Genomic DNA, 13,244 nt, shown 5'->3' with positions numbered 1-13,244 from the left:
TACGCAAAATTGCTTTGACTCCATTCCACAGTGAAGGGAAAACGGCTTTTGAAAACGCTAGCATTGATTCTTGCCCGAGGTGGTTCAAAAGGCATACCTCGCAAAAATATCCGCCTGCTTGCTGGTAAGCCACTGATTGCCTGGAGCATTCAAGCGGCGTTAAATTGCCCGCAAATCGACAGTGTTGTGGTCAGCACGGATGATGAGGAAATTGCCCAAATAAGCCGGACATGGGGCGCGCAAGTACCATTTATGCGTCCTGCCGAATTGGCTCTTGATAGCTCGCCCAGCATGGACGCGATCCTGCATGCACTAGATCAATTGCCCTGGTTCGACACTATTTTAGTACTACAACCAACCTCCCCTTTACGCACCACCGCAGACATTATTGCCTGCCTAAATTTCGCGTTTACGCAACAGGCGAACGCGGTTGTTTCCGTCTGCGAACCAGCAAATTCCCCGTATTGGATGTATAAGCTAGGCGCGGATTGCCGCCTCAGTAAACTTATGGATACGAACGACATAAGCCGTCGCCAGGATCTGCCGGATGTTTATGCCTTAAATGGCGCGCTCTACTTTGCCCAAACCAGTTGGTTACGTAGAACCCAGTCGTTTCTCACCCATGAGACCGTCGGTTTTGTCATGCCGGCAGATAAATCGATTGATATTGATACCCCGCTCGATTGGAAAATAGCAGAATTATTGTTATCGGAATCATCGTGACTAAACTCCTCATCACCGGCGCCGATGGTTTTATCGGCTCCCATCTAACCGAAGCACTCGTTCGCGCCGGACACGATGTACGCGCCTTTGTACTGTACAACTCATTTAATTCCTGGGGCTGGTTAGATCGGTGCGATGCGGATGTGAAAGGGAAATTTGAGGTCTTTGCAGGAGACATTCGTGACCCACACGGCGTACGCACTGCAATGCAAGGATGCGACTCGGTTTTACATTTGGCGGCCTTAATCGCCATTCCCTATTCCTACCATTCGCCAGCAACCTATATCGACACCAATATTACCGGCACGCTTAACGTAGTCCAGGCGGCTCGCGATTTGGGTATTAGCAAAGTCATCCACACGTCGACCAGCGAAGTGTATGGCACGGCGCAATTCGTGCCGATTACAGAACAGCATCCGTTAGAAGGTCAATCACCCTATTCCGCCAGCAAAATAGGCGCAGATCAGCTCGCCATGTCCTTCTACCGCTCCTTCGGAACGCCGGTAAGTATCGTGCGGCCTTTTAACACTTACGGCCCGCGCCAATCGGCACGCGCTGTGATTCCGACCATCATCATCCAAATCGCAAACGGACAACGGAAAATTAAACTGGGCGCAGTACACCCTACCCGCGACTTTAATTACGTCAGCGACACCGTGAATGGATTTATAGCTGCCTTAAACTCCGCGCAAAGCATAGGCGAAGTCATTAATTTAGGCAGCAACTTTGAAATATCCATCGGTGCTACCGCATCCACTATTGCAGAAGTAATGGGTGTTGAGATAGAAGTTATCAGTGATGAGCAACGCTTAAGACCAGAAAAAAGCGAAGTAGAACGACTGTGGGCAGCCAATGACAAAGCGCAAAAGCTGCTTGGCTGGTCACCGAAATATGGCGGTTTAGATGGTTTAAAACGCGGCTTGCAAGAAACGGTCGCGTGGTTCAATGACACTAGCAATTTATCGGCTTATAAAGCGGATATTTACAACCTGTAAACAGCGAAAGTGCAAAGTGGCCAAGGTGAACTTGATACACCAAGACATCATTAACTTCATTAGAAAGTTATATCAAACATCGGAATTCATTCCCTTGCATGCGCCAACTTTTGTCGGAAATGAAAAAAACTATGTGCTTGATTGCATAGACTCCACTTTTGTCTCCAGTGTGGGCAGCTATGTAACCCGTTTTGAACAAATGATTGCCGACTTTACCGGCGCAAAATATGCGATTGCCACAGTCAACGGAACCGCGGCTTTGCACGTCGCATTAAAGTTAGTCGGCGTGAATCTGGGTGATGAAGTAATTACCCAGCCATTAACGTTTATCGCCACTTGTAATGCCATCGCATATTGCGGAGCAAAGCCCATTTTTGTCGACGTGAATAGAACGACTCTCGGAATCTGTCCACTTAGCTTGCTGAATTTCTTAACTGAAAATACGACCCAAACCGAGCTTGGCTGTATCAACAAAGCCACCGGTAAACGAATTGCCGCTGTACTGCCTATGCATACCTTTGGCCTTCCTAGCCAAATCGATGAAATCGTTAAAATTTGCTCGCAATTCAATATTCCCTGCGTAGAAGATGCTGCAGAAAGCCTGGGCAGTTTTTATCAAGGCCAACATACCGGCACCTTCGGCGCTATAGCCACACTGAGCTTTAACGGCAACAAAACCATTACCACTGGCGGCGGAGGCATGATTATTACCAATAATGAAGCGCTCGCCATACGCGCAAAACACATTACCACCACCGCCAAGCTCCCTCACAAATATGAATTTGTGCATGACGAAATTGGCTACAACTACCGGCTACCCAACCTGAATGCAGCGTTAGGTTGCGCGCAAATGGAAGTGTTGCCGCGTTTATTAGCCAGCAAGCGCGTCATTGCACTTGCCTATGCGGACTTTTTTAAAGACTCGCCTTACCAATTTATAACGGAACCGGCACAAGCTCATGCGAACTATTGGCTGAACGCGATTATTCTCAACGACCAGCGCGAGCGTGATGCATTTTTAAATGATCTCAATGAAGCAGGCGTCATGTCACGGCCAATCTGGCAATTAATCAGCCAATTGACGATGTTTGAAGAGTGCCAATCGGTAGAATTAACCAATGCCCGCTGGCTTGCTGAGCGTGTCGTGAATATACCCAGCAGTGCGAAACTATCATGACCCAAAAATACAAGCCAAAAATAATTTTGCTTGGCGGCGGCGGACATTGCGCTGCCTGTATTGATGTCATTGAGCAGGAAGGCAAATTTGAAATTGCGGGCATTATTGACAATGAAGCCAGCCCCGAGTTTGTATGCGGTTATCCACGCTTAGGTGACGACAACATACTTGGCTCACTACCGTCCAGCGTCGAATATGCGCTCATCACGGTTGGGCAAATTAATAGCCCGGCTATTCGCATTCGCTTGTTTGAGCTGACGAATTCGCTGGGCTTTACTCACCCAACCATTATTTCGCCGCGAGCGTATGTATCAAAACACGCCGTGATTGGCAAAGGTACTATCGTTATGCACGACGCATTGATTAATGTGCGTGCGTCCGTTGGAAGTAATTGCATTATTAATAGCAAGGCGCTCATAGAGCACGATGCGGTAATTGAAGACAACTGCCATATTTCAACTGCGGCAGTCGTCAACGGTGGTGCGCGCATCCGACGTGGTTCCTTTCTGGGAAGTAACGCAGCAACCACCGAACTAGCCATCAGCCTGGAAAATGCATTCGTTAAGGCCGGTACGCTCTTTAGAGGGATATCTAATGACTAAGCTAATGACTAAGGTTTTTATCATTGCCGAAGCCGGGGTTAATCATAATGGCTCACTTGAGTTAGCCAAAAAATTGATTGATGTTGCTGCTCATGCCGGAGCCGATGCCGTTAAGTTTCAAACGTTTAAAGCCGACAAACTGGTTTGCCGCAGCGCTAAAAAAGCGGAATACCAACTGCAATCCAGTGCAGCTGATGAGTCTCAATTTGACATGCTTAAAAAGCTTGAGCTGGATGAAGCGGCACACCATGAAATTATTCGCTATTGCGCAGAAAAAAACATCCAGTTTTTATCGACTCCGTTTGATCACGACAGCATAGATTTACTCGCCAGCTTAGGCATGTCCACATTCAAAATTCCCAGCGGTGAAATTACCAACCTGCCCTATTTACGCAAGGTGGGGAAAATTGCCAAGGACGTGATTCTTTCCACCGGCATGGCGAACTTGGGCGAAGTGGAAGCGGCATTAATGCATTTATGTGCTGCTGGCCTGCGCAAAGAAAAAATCACCGTGCTACATGCCACCACCGAATACCCTTGCCCGATAAACGAGGTTAATCTGCGCGCCATGCAAACCATGGGCGCCGCTTTCAACGTGAAGGTCGGCTATTCCGACCATACGCCGGGCATTGAAGTGGCTATTGCCGCGGTGGCGATGGGTGCGTCTGTCATAGAAAAACATTTCACTCTTGATCGCACTATGGAAGGGCCAGACCACAAGGCCAGCCTGGAACCGCAAGAACTCAATGCAATGGTGCGAGGGATACGTAATGTCTCGCTGGCGCTAGGTGACGGCATTAAACAGGCGAGTTACAGCGAAGCCAAGAATATTCCCATATCAAGAAAAAGCATCGTTACGGCTAGCCAGATCAAGATCGGCGATGTGTTTAGCGCCAACAATCTAACGGTGAAACGACCCGGAAATGGGATCGACCCAATGCGCTGGGATGAAATTATTGGCCAGATTGCGCAACGCAATTATGCGCCGGATGAGCAACTATGATGACCAGCGAATGCGACAAAAACGCTGAAAACTGGGAGGCAATTTACCGCCAGAAAAAAGCGGGAAATTACTTAATTTATCCAAGCGAACATTTGGTCAGTTTGTTTTTTCAAAACAAGGCGGCAATCACGCTCAGCGGTAAGTGCCTGGATTTTGGCTTTGGATCGGCGAACAATTCCGAATTTCTAATCCAGCAAATGCAGGAATTATATGGAATTGAAATTGCCGAAAGCAGTTTGATCAGTGCGAAAAACCGCCTCGCGAAATACACGAATTTCAACCCGGAAAATTTTAAACTCATCGCCAAAGAGCACGACTTCAATCACAATTTTTTCGATTTAATCGTCGCCTGGCAGATGCTTTACTATAACGACATGGCCAATTTAGAACTGACTATTGCCAAATTAGCCGACTATCTCAAGCCCGGCGGCATCTTGATTTGCACGTTAATTACCAACAACGACGTTAAAGTCAGGCATGCCAACCGCGTCGCAGCCGACACCTATGAAATTGACCACCGGATTCCACACCAAGAAGGTTGCAAGGTTTTTTCACCAAAAAACAAAGATGATTTCTTAGCCTTATTTCAAGCATTTAACGTGATTGATGTTGGCTACTACGAACGCACTTCATTCTTGGCAGAAAATTCGACTTCTGAATATTATTTAATCGCAAAAAAACCGTGATCTGCTCTATTCATCAACCTTGTTATTTTCCGTGGCTTGGATTGCTATCCAAAATTGCCGGCAGCGATACCTTGATACTGCTCGATGAAGTTCAATTGTCAGATAGTGCGTTTCAACACCGTAACCAATTTTTAACGCTGGATGGAAAAGTAAAATATTTGACCATTCCATTTGTAAAACAGAATTACCTGAATTTGCCCTTAAAAGACATCAAAATTGCTGATCCTGGCTGGGGTGTTATACATAACAATTTTTTAACGAACAACTATAAAAAACACCCCTTTTTTGATCAGATTTACCCCGAAATTGCACCGTTATTTTCAACACCAACGACGTATTTGATTGAAGTGATTTTAAAATCAATGGACATCAGCATGGCGCTGCTTGGAATTAAGACGAAAATAATTATGCAACATCAATTGCAGTATCAGCATGAGGCAAAAAAGGCCGACCTGATCCTGCAATTACTCCAGGCGACGCAGGCAACAAGCTATTTATCGGGAACCGGAGCAAAGATTTATCAGGATGATGCCTTATTTGATTCGGCAGGAATCAGCATTAGCTATAACGAATTTAGCCACCCAATTTATCCGCAAAAAAATACCCAACAATTCATTTCAGGTTTGTCTTGCCTTGATTTGCTTTTTAATGTGGGTAGCGTTGCAGCCAGTACCATGCTGGCAAGGGAGTCTTCCCCATGAAAAAAATATTGGCGTTGACCTCGATCCGATCCGACTACGATTTAATGAGCGGGTTATATGAATTATTAAATGCGGATCCGGAAATTGATTTGCAATTGCTGGTTTCAGGCGCGCATCTGTCAGCGACCTTTGGCACGACGGTTGAACTGATTAAAAAAGACGGCTTTAAAATTTTAATCGAAATTGAAAGCCTGATTAATGCCGACACGCAAAAATCCAGGTTAAAAACAGCCAGCATCTTGCTGCAAAATGCCATTGACGTAGTCGCTGGCTGGCAACCGGATTTAATTCTTTTTGCAGGTGACCGGGAAGATGTTTTAGTCGGTGCCATGCTCGGCGTATTTTTAGCTATTCCAACTGTCCATTTTTTCGGTGGCGATCATGAAAAAGACGGCCATGCAGATACGGCAGTCCGACATGCCACCTCAAAACTGGCTACTTTTCACGTAGTTTCAATTGAGCAGCACAAGCAAAGATTGATGAAAATGGGCGAATCTGCGCAGCGGATCGCCGTCGTTGGCAGTATTGCGTTGGATAAATTTGTTCAACTTAGCAGCAAAAAACCGATTCAACCCAGCACTATCTTCCCTCCTGACAAAAGCTTAAATAATTATGCCTTGGTAATCTACCACCCGATTGCAGAAGGACGTTACGACACAATGCGTGCAGGAATTATTTTTTCCACCATTCTCTCCACCTTAAAAAAGATGGGCATCCCTGCCATCGTTAGTTATCCCAATAGTGACCCTGGCAATCACTTAATAATTGAACAAATTCTTAAGCATGAAACAGACCCCGATTTTTGGTTTTATAAAAACCTGGAACGCGATGTTTTTTTATCGCTGTTTAAACAAGCCCAATTTTTAATCGGCAATTCATCTTCCGGCATTCTTGAAGCAGCCTCGCTTCCTTTGTCTGTGATTAATGTTGGCGAACGGCAAAAAGGACGCTATTGCGGCAATAACGTGGTGTTTTGCGGCAACGAAGCCAGTGAGATTGAACAGGCCGTGAATTTAGTCATGACGCCCGATTTTCAGGCGTCTATGATGAAAGGACGCAATCCGTATGGTGATGGGAACAGTTGTAAAACAGCGTATGCACTAATTAAATCAACTGACTTTAACCAGATACTGAAAAAAACCGAAGATCCTTTGGAGCTGGCTCATTTGGAGAAAAAGTAATGACGCGCAAAGTACTGGTAATTGCCACGCATCCCGATGACGAAACCTTGGGTTGTGGCGGAACGCTGCTCAAACACCAGGCCGAAAACCACGAAGTATATTGGTTAATTTGCACCAGTATGTCTGAAAAAAATGGATATACCTTAGAGAGCTTAGAAACCCGCACGCAAGAAATTAACGACGTTGCCAGCGTGTTTAATTTTAAAGAAATCTACCATTTAGGCCTCGATTCGATGCAGGTCGATACCTATGCGATGAGCGAAATAATCGCCAAAATTGCCAGCATCATCAAGCAAGTTGAGCCGCACACGATCTATTTACCATTCAAAAGTGATGTTCATAGCGATCACCGAAAAATATTTGAAGCGGCCTATAGCTGTACCAAATCCTTCCGTTATCCGTTCATCAAAAGAATATTAATGATGGAAACCTTAAGCGAAACAGAGTTTGCGCCCAGCACAAAGGAAGACAGTTTTATCCCCAATGTTTTTGTGGATATTTCGGCTTATTTTGAAAAAAAATGCGCCATTTTACGGATATATAAAAGCGAAATGGGCGTACATCCATTTCCGCGCAGTGAGCGTAATGTAACGGCGCTGGCAACCTTACGCGGCGCGACTGCTGCTTGCGAATATGCGGAGAGTTTTGTGTTGTTGAAAGAAATTTCATAGCAATCATTAAACACGTCGTCAGGTCACATCATGCTAATCAAAGATCTGGAACAATTCGTGATATCGGATAGCGCCACTATTCATGACGCCATGCAGGCGATTGAAAATAATTGGCGTGAAATCGTCATGGTGCAAAATCAGAATGAAGTAATTATCGGCATCATTACCGATGGCGATATTCGTCGCGGTTTGTTAAAAGGCTTGACGATGGACAGCCTGGCATCGACTGTGATGAGTTCAGGCTATATTTCTGTCGCGCTCAAAACCGACCGCTCAGCCGTGCTAGATTTAATGAAGGCGCTCCGAATCCGGCATGTGCCGGTCGTGGATGTGGACAAACACTTGTTAGGCATTCACTTTTTAGAAGAAATTATCGGCACCAACAAACGCCCCAACGCTGCGGTCATTATGGCGGGAGGCAAAGGCACTCGCTTGCGGCCATACACCGAAGCCTGCCCGAAACCGATGGTTAAAGTTGCCGGACGACCTATTTTAGAGCGCATTATTTTGAATCTGGTTGGTAACGGCATTTGCCATATTTTTGTGTCGATTAATTATCTGGGACACATGATCGAAGAGCATTTTGGCGATGGCCGCGACTTTGGCTGCCAGATTGAGTATTTAAGGGAAACCACAGAATTAAGCACTGGCGGCGCATTAAGCCTGCTGCCGGACACCTTGCAAGACCCGATTATTGTGTTAAATGGCGATCAGGTTACCCGAATAAATGTGCAAGCTTTGTTGGCATGCCACACAGAATCGGGCGCGGATGCGACCATTTCAGTCGGGCATTACCAGCATGAAGTTCCTTACGGAGTCGTGCATCAGTTAGACGGGCACTTGGTACGACTGGAAGAAAAACCCGCGCTGGATATCTTAATTAATCTCGGCATTTATGTGCTGAACCCATCGGTTTTACAACTCGTTCCGAAGAATCAATTCTTCTTGATTACCGACTTGTATGCACAATTGCTGCTGAAAAATAAAACCATCGCAACGTATTTCTCAGAGGAGGACTGGATTGATGTTGGTCGCCCTGATGATTTAAAACGTGCTAATGGTTTGGAGTAAATAAGTGAATTATTCAAATAATCCGGCTTTTACAAACCGGTTTTCCCAGCAATATACGCCTTCATTTGCGCCGCATCTGCCACCATCACCACAAAATGCTGCGGTAATGATTCAATGTTCTCGAACCCAGCTGGGCGCGGTGCATCAACACCCAACGCTTCCCGTATCGTTTCATTAAATTTGGCTGGCAAAGCGGTTTCCAGCACGATCATCGCGACATTGTTGTCACGCTGTTCTAGCGCGACTTTAATGCCGTCGGCGGTATGGGTATCCACGGTAATGCCGTATTTTTCACGCACGCTACGAATAGTTGCCAAACGGTCGGTATGTACTGATTTACCAGAGGAAAAGCCAAACTCAGCAATCCGTTTAAATTCATCGCCATCACTACCCGGCGCGCCGGATAAATCAAAGCCACCAGTTTTTTCTACTTTGCTAAATAAGGCCAGCAAGCGTGCGCTGTCACGTCCGATTAAATCAAACACAAAACGCTCGAAATTAGATGCTTTGGAAATATCCATCGACGGACTACTGGTGTGGTAAGTCTGCTCCGATTTACGTACCTGGTATTTACCGGTTTTAAAGAATTCATCCAACACATCATTCTCATTGGTCGCAACCACCAATTTGGCGATAGGCAAGCCCATCATGCGCGCGATATGTCCAGCGCAGACATTACCAAAATTACCGGATGGCACGGTAAACGAGACTTGCTGGCTATTGTTAGTAGTTGCACTTAAATAACCACGGAAGTAATACACCACCTGCGCAACCACCCTCGCCCAGTTAATCGAATTCACTGTACCGATTTTCTGGCGGTTTTTAAACGCTAAATCGTTGGAAACGGCTTTAACTAAATCCTGGCAATCATCAAACACACCTTCAACGGCGATATTGAAAATATTTTCATCGGTTAAGCTAAACATTTGTGCAGTTTGGAAGGCGCTCATTTTTTTGTGCGGCGACAACATAAACACACGTATCCCACGCTTGCCGCGCATCGCGTATTCCGCTGCGCTGCCCGTGTCGCCCGAAGTTGCGCCAAAAATATTGAGTTCGGCATGCTGCTTATCCAGCGTGTATTCAAACAAATTACCCAACAACTGCATCGCCATGTCTTTAAAAGCCAGTGTTGGGCCATTCGACAGTGCTTGTAAATACAAGCCCGGCTCGAGTTCTTGCAACGGGGTAATTTTGCTTGCATCGCCACTGGTATTGCAATACGTGGCGGCGGTATAGGTTTTTTGAGTGAGTGCGCGTAGATCAGCTAGAGGAATATCCGGCGCAAACTTCGCCAGCACAGCACAAGCTAATTCCGCATAAGAAAAAGTGCGCCACTGGTTCAACTCAGCATCGCTAATTTGCGGGTAATGTTCAGGCAAATACAAACCGCCATCTTCCGCCAAGCCGCCTAACAAAATAGTGGAAAAAGTGTCTTGTGCAGCGATGCCGCGAGTGGATACGTAATGCATAGCGATGTTTTTGATGAACTTTAAATGAAACGATTAATAAAAGTGAGCAAAAGAGACAAACAACGGAAGATTATAGCGTTACTGGCAAATTACGGCTGAGTTCGCTCGGTGCTATCTTGCAAAGCCTGTAATTCCGCTTCGGTAAACCCTGCAGCACGACGCGCGTCCAGATTAAACGGGGCACGTAGTTTTGGTGCTGCATAACGCTCAGCCAAACTGGCGTAGCAAGCAATCGGCTCCAGATCGCGTTGTAGACATAAATAAGCAAACCAGCGATTACCTATCGCCACATGACCAATTTCATCGCGCAAAATGATGTCAATAATAGCGGCGCCTGCATCGTCACCGACTTGCGCCAGCTTGTTGCGGGTGCTGGGCGCAGCATCCAAGCCACGCGCTTCCATCGTGCGTGGCACTAAAGCCATACGAGCCAAAACGTCTTCCTGAGTCTTGGCAACCATTTCCCACAGCGTGTCGTGTCCGGGGAAATCACCATATGCGTAACCCAAAGTCGTTAAATGTTCAGCCAACAAGGAAAAGTGTAGCGCTTCTTCTGCTGCAACCTTGAGCCAATCGACGTAATAGTCGGCTGGCATGCCAGGAAAACGCCAAATGGCATCCAAGGCCAAATTAATGGCATTAAATTCAATATGGCACAGCGCGTGCAATAAAATCGCCCGCCCTTCAGGGGTACGCATGGTACGGCGCTTTACCTGCAAAGGAGGAACTAGCTCTGGCTTTTCGGGACGGCCGGGAATCTGCGCGCCGGCGTGTGCAGCGAATTGGTGATGAATATCCAATGCGATGTGCCCTGCTTGCTGTTTTTCATACAAAACCTGAGTTTGCGCCACTTTTTGGGTAGGATCGGTCAGTTCCAGTGCGTTCAATGCCAAGTGGCGTAATTCGTGGGTAAATTCTTGAGGTATTTCGGTTGGCATTTGCAACATCTTAAGGCGATCTTGGTTATTCGAAGTGATGGAGAGTAAAATGACTTTTTTTGCGCAAGTCTTCAATACGCTGCATTTTACTCAATAACACTCCAACCATCCAAACTCACATGACTATCTACCAATTAAGCGACTCCATCCCTCAAATTGATGACAGTGCCTTCGTCGCGGACTCTGCCAATGTCATCGGAAAAGTCCACATTGCTGCGCATGCCAGCGTCTGGTTTGAAGTAACGATACGTGGCGATAACGAACTGATTTCTGTCGGTGAGAATAGCAACGTGCAAGAAAACGTCGTGTTGCACACTGATATTGGCTACCCACTGACTATAGGGCGCAACGTCACCGTCGGCCACCAAGCCATGTTGCATGGCTGCACGATTCAGGATGGCGCATTAATCGGCATACAAGCGGTGATCTTGAACGGTGCGGTCATCGGCAAAAACTGTTTAGTTGGTGCTGGCGCGTTAGTTACCGAAGGAAAACATTTTCCGGATAATTCATTAATCATCGGCTCACCGGCCAAAGTGGCACGCACGCTCACCGAAGAAGAGATTAATAATTTCCACAAAAACACGGATAATTACGTAACTCGCGCCCAGCTCTTCAAAACTAAACTGATACGCCTGAAATAAACGACGCAAATCAACAAACCAAATAACTTCAGCAAAAAATCCAAGAAAATGACCGATACCTTACAAAAATTTATGTTTGACGATGCAACCGTGCGCGGTGAATTGGTTGAACTCAACGCCACCTGGAAACAAGTATTAACGCATCACAACTACCCGCTTCCGGTGCAAAATCTGTTAGGCGAATTAACCTGTGCTGCGGCTTTACTGTGCGCCAATCTTAAATTTGATGGCAGCATGATCATGCAAATACACGGTGAAGGCGCTATCAAGTTGCTAGTGGTGGAATGCGATAACCAGTTACAAGTCCGTGCCATGGCAAAATTGGCAGAGAACGCCCATATCGCTGACAACGCCAGCTTGTCCGAATTAGTCAATGCCAACGGTCACGGTCGCTTTGTCATTACCTTAGACCCCAACAACAAAGTTCCAGGGCAGCAAGCGTACCAAGGCATCGTACCGTTAGAAGGCGATTCAATTGCGGCTGTCATTGAAAACTACATGAAGCAATCCGAGCAGCTCGATACCAAATTATGGTTAGCCTCCGACAGCGAAGTTAGCCGTGGCATGTTACTGCAACGCTTACCCTGCCACGGTGGCTCTGCTACACATGCAACGCATGACGAGGAACTGAGCCAGGCGGAATCAGCCGAACAAGCATGGACCCGCGCCTGCCTGCTGGGGAACACCTTAAAGCGCGATGAATTATTAAGCGCCAGTACAGCAACCTTGCTGCATCGCCTATTTTGGGAAGAAACATTACGGATTTTTGAACCGCAAGACATCACGTTCTCCTGCTCATGCAGCCGTGAAAAAGTCGGCAATATGCTGGTGATGCTTGGAAAAGAAGAAGTCACGGAAGCGGTAAACAGCTTAGGTAAGTTAGACATAAACTGTGATTTTTGCGGCAAGCCATATAGTTTTGACGCGGTTGATTGCACTCAATTATTTTTATCGCCTGAAATAAAAATAAACCCAGAGGTTGATCGCACCCATTAATTTCCACGAAGTTGCGGTTGATTTTGACGTTGCAGTTGCAGTTGATTTTGACGTTGAAGTTGAAGTTGACGTTGCAGTTGCCGTTGATTTTGACCTACCTCCACTTCTGGTTCGGCCGGTTATTTTACGGATAAATGGATCAGAAAGGTTCGCTGTTTGAGCGCAGCGAGTTTCGAACTTTTCCCATTTATTCGTAAAATAATCGGGGTTTCCGAAACAGCGTGGTCGCCTTTTTTGGCCTACCTTTTTTGGCGACGTGTTTAGACGTGGGACATAGGTAACGGGTGTATCCAGACATGGGTAACACATTTAAGCCGAATTAGTTGCAGCGCGCAAGTCGATTTTAAGAATCTTCTGGCGACAGTAAAATACATTAAATACACC

Annotated in this window: 14 protein-coding genes; 12 read left to right on the top strand and 2 right to left on the bottom strand. The window is 46.3% G+C overall.

The window, feature by feature from the left end; translation table 11 throughout:
- Positions 1–48 precede the first annotated feature (48 nt).
- Genes S2091_RS18830 through S2091_RS18785 form a run of 10 tightly spaced genes read left to right on the top strand, consistent with a single transcriptional unit; the run spans position 49 to position 8,810 of the window.
- Positions 49–723 (top strand): acylneuraminate cytidylyltransferase family protein, encoded by a 675-nt coding sequence (locus S2091_RS18830; protein ID WP_207769752.1) that lies wholly within the window; start codon positions 49–51, stop codon positions 721–723.
- The gene (locus tag S2091_RS18825; RefSeq protein WP_105533510.1) at positions 720–1,718 is read left to right on the top strand and encodes an NAD-dependent 4,6-dehydratase LegB; all 999 of its coding nucleotides are present in this window, start codon (positions 720–722) and stop codon (positions 1,716–1,718) included. Before S2091_RS18830 ends, S2091_RS18825 begins: the two co-directional genes overlap by 4 nt.
- Positions 1,719–1,743: 25 nt before the next feature.
- Positions 1,744–2,895, top strand: a complete 1,152-nt coding sequence (locus S2091_RS18820) for a LegC family aminotransferase (protein WP_207769751.1) — start codon at positions 1,744–1,746, stop codon at positions 2,893–2,895.
- Positions 2,892–3,497 (top strand): PglD-related sugar-binding protein, encoded by a 606-nt coding sequence (locus S2091_RS18815; protein ID WP_105533508.1) that lies wholly within the window; start codon positions 2,892–2,894, stop codon positions 3,495–3,497. The genes S2091_RS18820 and S2091_RS18815 overlap by 4 nt, the downstream gene beginning before the upstream one ends.
- The gene (gene neuB / locus S2091_RS18810) at positions 3,490–4,500 is read left to right on the top strand and encodes an N-acetylneuraminate synthase (protein WP_279338224.1); all 1,011 of its coding nucleotides are present in this window, start codon (positions 3,490–3,492) and stop codon (positions 4,498–4,500) included. Before S2091_RS18815 ends, neuB begins: the two co-directional genes overlap by 8 nt.
- Entirely contained in the window at positions 4,497–5,186 is a 690-nt protein-coding gene (locus S2091_RS18805; RefSeq protein ID WP_105533507.1) for a class I SAM-dependent methyltransferase, read from the top strand. The genes neuB and S2091_RS18805 overlap by 4 nt, the downstream gene beginning before the upstream one ends.
- Positions 5,183–5,887 (top strand): WbqC family protein, encoded by a 705-nt coding sequence (locus tag S2091_RS18800; protein WP_165795030.1) that lies wholly within the window; start codon positions 5,183–5,185, stop codon positions 5,885–5,887. Before S2091_RS18805 ends, S2091_RS18800 begins: the two co-directional genes overlap by 4 nt.
- A complete protein-coding gene (gene neuC / locus S2091_RS18795) occupies positions 5,884–7,068 on the top strand; it encodes a UDP-N-acetylglucosamine 2-epimerase (protein ID WP_105533505.1) in 1,185 nt (394 codons plus the stop codon). Before S2091_RS18800 ends, neuC begins: the two co-directional genes overlap by 4 nt.
- On the top strand, positions 7,068–7,739 hold the full coding sequence (locus tag S2091_RS18790) for a PIG-L deacetylase family protein (protein WP_105533504.1): 672 nt from the start codon (positions 7,068–7,070) through the stop codon (positions 7,737–7,739). Before neuC ends, S2091_RS18790 begins: the two co-directional genes overlap by 1 nt.
- A gap of 30 nt (positions 7,740–7,769) precedes the next feature.
- Entirely contained in the window at positions 7,770–8,810 is a 1,041-nt protein-coding gene (locus tag S2091_RS18785; RefSeq protein ID WP_105533503.1) for a nucleotidyltransferase family protein, read from the top strand.
- A 29-nt stretch (positions 8,811–8,839) separates the two neighbouring features.
- On the opposite strand, the gene thrC is transcribed toward S2091_RS18785, so the two are convergent.
- Positions 8,840–10,282, bottom strand: a complete 1,443-nt coding sequence (gene thrC / locus S2091_RS18780) for a threonine synthase (protein WP_105533502.1) — start codon at positions 10,280–10,282, stop codon at positions 8,840–8,842.
- An 89-nt stretch (positions 10,283–10,371) separates the two neighbouring features.
- The gene (locus S2091_RS18775; RefSeq protein ID WP_243405486.1) at positions 10,372–11,220 is read right to left on the bottom strand and encodes a ferritin-like domain-containing protein; all 849 of its coding nucleotides are present in this window, start codon (positions 11,218–11,220) and stop codon (positions 10,372–10,374) included.
- A 119-nt stretch (positions 11,221–11,339) separates the two neighbouring features.
- On the opposite strand from S2091_RS18775, the gene S2091_RS18770 reads away from it, so the two are divergent.
- Entirely contained in the window at positions 11,340–11,864 is a 525-nt protein-coding gene (locus S2091_RS18770; protein ID WP_105533501.1) for a gamma carbonic anhydrase family protein, read from the top strand.
- 48 nt (positions 11,865–11,912) lie between these two features.
- Positions 11,913–12,860, top strand: a complete 948-nt coding sequence (hslO, locus tag S2091_RS18765) for an Hsp33 family molecular chaperone HslO (RefSeq protein WP_105533500.1) — start codon at positions 11,913–11,915, stop codon at positions 12,858–12,860.
- The last annotated feature ends 384 nt before the right edge of the window (positions 12,861–13,244 follow it).

The sequence above is a fragment of the Solimicrobium silvestre genome, from assembly GCF_002976435.1.
Classification (GTDB): Bacteria; Pseudomonadota; Gammaproteobacteria; order Burkholderiales; family Burkholderiaceae_D; genus Solimicrobium; species Solimicrobium silvestre.
The sequence above is the reverse complement of the archived record's forward strand: the minus strand, read 5'-3'. Positions and strand labels throughout refer to the sequence as shown.

What these genes read in the sequence shown, in the direction of transcription:
- S2091_RS18805 (WP_105533507.1), top strand. Translation starts at nt 4,497, where the DNA reads ATGATGACCAGCGAATGCGACAAAAACGCTGAAAACTGGGAGGCAATT.
- S2091_RS18770 (WP_105533501.1), top strand. Translation starts at nt 11,340, where the DNA reads ATGACTATCTACCAATTAAGCGACTCCATCCCTCAAATTGATGACAGT.
- thrC (WP_105533502.1), bottom strand. Translation starts at nt 10,282, where the DNA reads ATGCATTACGTATCCACTCGCGGCATCGCTGCACAAGACACTTTTTCC.
- S2091_RS18790 (WP_105533504.1), top strand. Translation starts at nt 7,068, where the DNA reads ATGACGCGCAAAGTACTGGTAATTGCCACGCATCCCGATGACGAAACC.
- neuB (WP_279338224.1), top strand. Translation starts at nt 3,490, where the DNA reads ATGACTAAGCTAATGACTAAGGTTTTTATCATTGCCGAAGCCGGGGTT.
- hslO (WP_105533500.1), top strand. Translation starts at nt 11,913, where the DNA reads ATGACCGATACCTTACAAAAATTTATGTTTGACGATGCAACCGTGCGC.
- S2091_RS18815 (WP_105533508.1), top strand. Translation starts at nt 2,892, where the DNA reads ATGACCCAAAAATACAAGCCAAAAATAATTTTGCTTGGCGGCGGCGGA.
- S2091_RS18775 (WP_243405486.1), bottom strand. Translation starts at nt 11,220, where the DNA reads ATGCCAACCGAAATACCTCAAGAATTTACCCACGAATTACGCCACTTG.
- S2091_RS18785 (WP_105533503.1), top strand. Translation starts at nt 7,770, where the DNA reads ATGCTAATCAAAGATCTGGAACAATTCGTGATATCGGATAGCGCCACT.
- neuC (WP_105533505.1), top strand. Translation starts at nt 5,884, where the DNA reads ATGAAAAAAATATTGGCGTTGACCTCGATCCGATCCGACTACGATTTA.